This window comes from Streptomyces calidiresistens (assembly GCF_014141525.1).
Taxonomy (GTDB): Bacteria; Actinomycetota; Actinomycetes; order Streptomycetales; family Streptomycetaceae; genus Streptomyces; species Streptomyces calidiresistens.
On record NZ_VKHS01000385.1, the window covers coordinates 1 to 5,145 of the forward strand.

The 5,145-nt window shown below is 72.9% G+C and carries 4 protein-coding genes; all 4 read right to left on the minus strand.

Annotated elements, in window-relative coordinates; translation table 11 throughout:
- The coding region (gene recD2 / locus FOE67_RS15940; RefSeq protein ID WP_182664826.1) for an SF1B family DNA helicase RecD2 at window positions 1–1,402 on the minus strand (1,402 nt) is incomplete at its 3' end.
- Between the two features lie 389 nt (window positions 1,403–1,791).
- Window positions 1,792–2,628: a sugar phosphate isomerase/epimerase family protein gene (locus FOE67_RS15945; protein ID WP_182664820.1), complete on the minus strand. Its 837-nt coding sequence runs from the start codon at window positions 2,626–2,628 to the stop codon at window positions 1,792–1,794.
- Window positions 2,625–3,794, minus strand: coding sequence for a dihydrodipicolinate synthase family protein (locus FOE67_RS15950; protein ID WP_182664822.1), 1,170 nt, complete (start codon window positions 3,792–3,794; stop codon window positions 2,625–2,627). Before FOE67_RS15950 ends, FOE67_RS15945 begins: the two co-directional genes overlap by 4 nt.
- Before the next feature lie 85 nt (window positions 3,795–3,879).
- Window positions 3,880–5,055, minus strand: coding sequence for a Gfo/Idh/MocA family protein (locus FOE67_RS15955; RefSeq protein WP_182664824.1), 1,176 nt, complete (start codon window positions 5,053–5,055; stop codon window positions 3,880–3,882).
- Window positions 5,056–5,145: the final 90 nt, after the last annotated feature.

Consider the following 5,145-nt stretch of genomic DNA (forward strand, 5'->3'; position numbering starts at 1 on the left):
CCACCGAGGGCAGCTGGTCCACATCCCCCACCAGCAGCAGGTGCGCACCCGGCGCCACCGCCTTGACCAGCTTGTTGGCCAGCAGCAGGTCCAGCATCGACGCCTCGTCCACCACCACCAGGTCGGCGTCCAGCGGCCGATCCCGGTCGTAGGCGGCGTCCCCGCCGGGCTTGAGCTCCAGCAGCCGGTGGACCGTGGACGCCTCCGCCCCGGTCAGCTCCGCCAACCGCTTGGCCGCCCGTCCGGTGGGGGCCGCGAGCACCACCTTCGCCCGCTTGGCGCGGGCCAGCTCCACCACCGAGCGCACCGTGAAGGACTTGCCGCAGCCGGGACCGCCGGTGAGCACCGCCACCTTCTCGGTCAGCGCCAGCCGGACCGCCTCCCGCTGCTCGGGCGCCAGCTCGGCGCCGGTGCGCTTGGCCAGCCACCCCAGGGCCACCTCCCAGTCCACCTCGGCGAAGGCGGCCAGGCGGTCCTCCGGGTGCTCCAGCAGACGCCGCAGCTGCGCGGCCAGGGAGACCTCGGCGCGGTGGAAGGGGACCAGGTAGACGGCCGTCACCGTTCCCGAGGGGTTCTCCGGGTCGGGCACCCGCTGCCGCTCCACCCCCTCCCCCGCCTCCGCGAGTTCGCCCAGGCAGTCGATGACCAGGCCGGTGTCCACCTGGAGCAGCTTGACCGCCTCGGCGATCAACCGTTCCTCGGGCAGGAAGCAGTGACCCTGGTCGGAGGAGAGGGAGAGCGCGTGCCGCAGACCGGCCTTGACCCGCTCGGGGCTGTCGTGCGGGATGCCGACGGCCTTGGCGATCCGGTCGGCGGTCAGGAAGCCGATGCCCCACACGTCGGCGGCCAGCCGGTAGGGCTCCTCGCGCACGACGGTGATCGAGGCGTCCCCGTACTCCTTGTAGATCCGCACCGCGATGGAGGTGGAGACCTCCACGCTCTGCAGGAAGACCATCACCTCCTTGATGGCCTTCTGCTCCTCCCAGGCCGCGCCGATCAGCGCGGTGCGCTTGGGGCCGAGGCCGGGCACCTCGATCAGCCGCTTCGGGTCGGCCTCGATGACGTCCAGTGTGTCGGTCCCGAAGTGGTCCACGATCCGCTCGGCGGTCTTCGGGCCGATGCCCTTGATGAGGCCGGAGCCCAGGTAGCGACGGATGCCCTGGACGGTGGCGGGCAGCACCGTGGTGTAGTTGTCCACCTGGAACTGGCGGCCGTGCTGGGGGTGGCTGCCCCAGCGGCCCCGCATCCGCAGCGACTCCCCCGGCTGGGCGCCCAGCAGCGCGCCGACCACCGTGACCAGGTCACCGCGCCCCGCGTCCACCCGGGCGACGGTCCAGCCGTTCTCCTCGTTGGCGTAGGTGATGCGCTCCAGGACGCCTTCCAGCACCGCGCCGCCCGACATGCCACCGTTCGACATGCCCCGACGGTATCGGTACGGGCCGACAGACGGGACGCTGCGGCCGACCCGGGTCCCGATCGCCTCCAAGGTCCACCGGGGCCACCGCCGCGGGCCGAACGGAACGGGCGGTTTCGCCCGGAAACTCCGAAGGGCCCGGTGATCCGGGCCCTTCGATCCCCTCCTGCTTCCCCCGATGCCCCGTACGACCAGCGACCGCACGGAAGGGTTGCACACCGGAGAGTATTATTTTGCGGAAAGTTTCTCACCCCGCGTGACCGAGGAGTCGCCGGGGGCGGCAGGGGGGCCCGGGCCGTCCCCGACCCGGGCCGTATGGGGGGGCCGGGGCCGATCCCCGCGAACCGGCCCCGGTCGCTCACCCGTCCCCGAGGGGCTCAGATCGCCGCGCGGAACCGCTCCACCGTCTCTGCCAGCACCTCGCGGCCGTCCCGGGCCCACAGGTCGTCGTTGAACAGCTCGACCTCGATCGGTCCGGTGTACCCGGCGGCGTCCACCCACTCGCGGAACCGGCGCATGTCGATGCAGCCGTCACCGATCTGCCCCCGACCGGTGAGCACCCCGGCCGGCAGCGGGGTGATCCAGTCCGCCAGCTGGAAGGTGTGGATCCGACCCTCGGCACCGGCCCGGGCGATGTCGTCGGCCACCCGGTCGTCCCACCACAGGTGGTAGGTGTCCACGGTGACCCCGACCGTCTCGGCCGGGAACGGTGCGGCCAGCTCCAGCGCCTGATCCAGCGTCGAGACCACGCACCGGTCGGAGGCGAACATCGGGTGCAGCGGTTCGATCGCCAACCGCACCCCGCGCTCCGCCGCGTACGGCACCAACTCGGCCAGTGCCTCGCCGATCCGCCCCCGGGCGGAGGCCAGGGCGTCGCCGTCCCGGCTGCCCTCCGGCAGACCGCCGGAGACCAGCACCAGGGTGTCGGTGCCCAGCGCCACCGCCTCGTCGATCGCCGCCCGGTTGTCGGCCAGCGCCCGGGCCCGTCCCGCCGCGTCGACGGCGGTCAGGAACCCGCCCCGGCACAGGGTGCTGACGGACAGGCCGGCCCCGCGCACCAGTTTCGCGGCGGCCTCCAACCCGTACTCGGCGACCGGCTCGCGCCACAGCCCGACCCGGGTCACGCCCAGTTCCCCGCACGCCTCCACCAGTTCGGGGAGGGAGAGCTGCCTGACCGTCATCTGGTTGATGGAGAAGCGCTCCGGGGCGCTCATCGGGGACCCCCGTCGAAGCCGTGCACCGCCAGCAGGCGCCGCATCCGGTCCTCGGCCAGGGCCGGATCCGGGAACAGCCCCAGCCCGTCCGCCAGCCGGTAGGCACGCACCAGGTGCGGCAGCGAGCGGGCCGACTGCAACCCGCCCACCATCGTGAAGTGGTCCTGGTGGCCCGCGAGCCAGGCCAGGAACACCACACCCGTCTTGTAGAAGCGGGTCGGCGCCTCGAACAGGTGCCGGGACAGCTCCACCGTCGGGTCCAGGATCTTCCGGAACCCCTCGGTGTCACCGGTGTCCAGCACCCGCACCGCCTGCGCGGCCAGCGGCCCCAGCGGGTCGAAGATGCCCAGCAGGGCGTGGCTGAAGCCCTGCTCGTCGCCGGCGATCAGCTCCGGGTAGTTGAAGTCGTCGCCGGTGTAGCAGCGCACGCCGTTCGGCAGCCGACGGCGCAGCTCGACCTCGCGCCGGGCGTCCAGCAGCGAGATCTTGATGCCCTCCACCTTGTCGGGGTGGGCGGCGATGATCGACAGGAAGGTCTCGGTCGCCTCGTCCAGGTCGGCGCTGCCCCAGTAGCCCTCCAGCGCCGGGTCGAACATCGGGCCCAGCCAGTGCAGGATGACCGGCTCGGACGCCTGCCGCAGCAGCCGTCCGTACAGCTCCCGGTAGTCGTCGGGGGTGCGGGCGACGGCGGCCAGCGCGCGGGAGGCCATGAGGATCGCCCGCGAACCCACCCCCTCCACCAGCTCCAACTGTTCCTCGTACGCGGCCCGCACCGTCGCGATGTCGGCCACCGGGCCGGTGAGCCGGTCGGTGCCCACACCGCAGGCGATGGTGCCGCCCACGGCCTTCGCCTCGGCGGCCGAACGGCGGATCAGCTCGGCGGCGGCGGCCCAGTCCAGGCCCATGCCGCGCTGGGCGGTGTCCATCGCCTCGGCGACGCCCAGGCCGTGCGACCACAGGTGACGGCGGAAGGCCAGGGTGGCGTCCCAGTCCACGGCGGCCGGGCCGTCGGGGGTGGTGTCGACGAACGGGTCGGCCACCACGTGCGCGGCCGAGTAGACCGTGCGGGAGACCGGCGGCCCGCCGGCGGGGGCGGGCGACGCGGGTTCGGTGCGCGGCTCGTAGGGGTGCGGGGCCCCGTCGGGGCCGGGCAGCAGAATCGTCACGGGGTCAGTCCTCGAAGGCGGAGCGCGCAGGGCGCGGCGGGTTCGCGGTGCACGGTGTGCGCGGTGTGCGCGGCGTGCGCGGGGGTCACAGCGTCAGCTCGGGCACGTCCAGGCGCCGGCCCTCGGAGGCCGAACGCAGGCCCAGCTCCGCGAGCTGCACGCCCCGGGCACCGGCGAGCAGGTCCCAGGTGTAGGGCTCGTCGCACACCACGTGGCGCAGGAACAGCTCCCACTGGGCCTTGAATCCGTTGTCGAACTCGGCGTTGTCCGGCACCTCCTGCCAGTCGTCGCGGAACCGCTCGGTGACCGGCAGGTCCGGGTTCCACACCGGCTTCGGGGTGACCGCGCGGTGCTGGACACGGCAGTTGCGCAGGCCCGCGACGGCCGAGCCCTCGGTGCCGTCCACCTGGAACTCCACCAGTTCGTCACGGTTGACCCGCACCGCCCAGGAGGAGTTGATCTGCGCGACGATCCCGCCCTCCAGTTGGAAGATGCCGTAGGCGGCGTCGTCGGCGGTGGCGGTGTAGGGCTTGCCCTGCTCGTCGCGGCGCTCGGGGATGTGGGTGGTGGTCAGCGCCTGCACGCTCTCCACCCGGCCGAACAGCTCGTTCAGCACGTACTCCCAGTGCGGGAACATGTCGACGGTGATGCCGCCGCCGTCCTCGGCGCGGTAGTTCCACGAGGGGCGCTGGGCCTCCTGCCAGTCTCCCTCGAAGACCCAGTAGCCGAACTCGCCGCGCACCGACAGGATGCGGCCGAAGAAGCCGCCGTCGATGAGCCGCTTGAGCTTGAGCAGGCCGGGGAGGAACAGCTTGTCCTGCACCACGCCGTGCTTGATGCCGGCCGCGGTCGCCCGCCGTGCCAGCTCCAGGGCGCCGTCCAGACCGGTGGCGGTGGGCTTCTCGGTGTAGACGTGCTTGCCGGCGGCGATGGCCTTCCGGATCGCCTCCTCGCGGGCGAGGGTGACCTGGGCGTCGAAGTAGATGTCGATCGAGTCGTCGGCCAGGACGGCGTCGAGGTCGGTGGAGACGGCGGTCTCCGGGTCCAGGCCGTGGGTGACGGCGAGCGCCTTCAGGGCGTGCTCGCGGCGGCCGACGAGGACCGGCTCGGGCCAGATGACCCGGCCGTCGCCGAGATCCACGCCGCCCCGCTCCCGGATGGCGAGGATCGAGCGGACCAGGTGCTGCCGGTAGCCCATCCGGCCGGTCACGCCGTTCATCGCGATCCGGACGACCTTGCGGTCCTTGGCCGCCTGCGTCATGAGGGTGTCCCTTTCGATGGTGTTCCGTGCCGGCGCGGCTGCGCCTCGCTGAGGTGGTCGGCGCGGGGCGCCGGGGTGATGCGGGGCGGG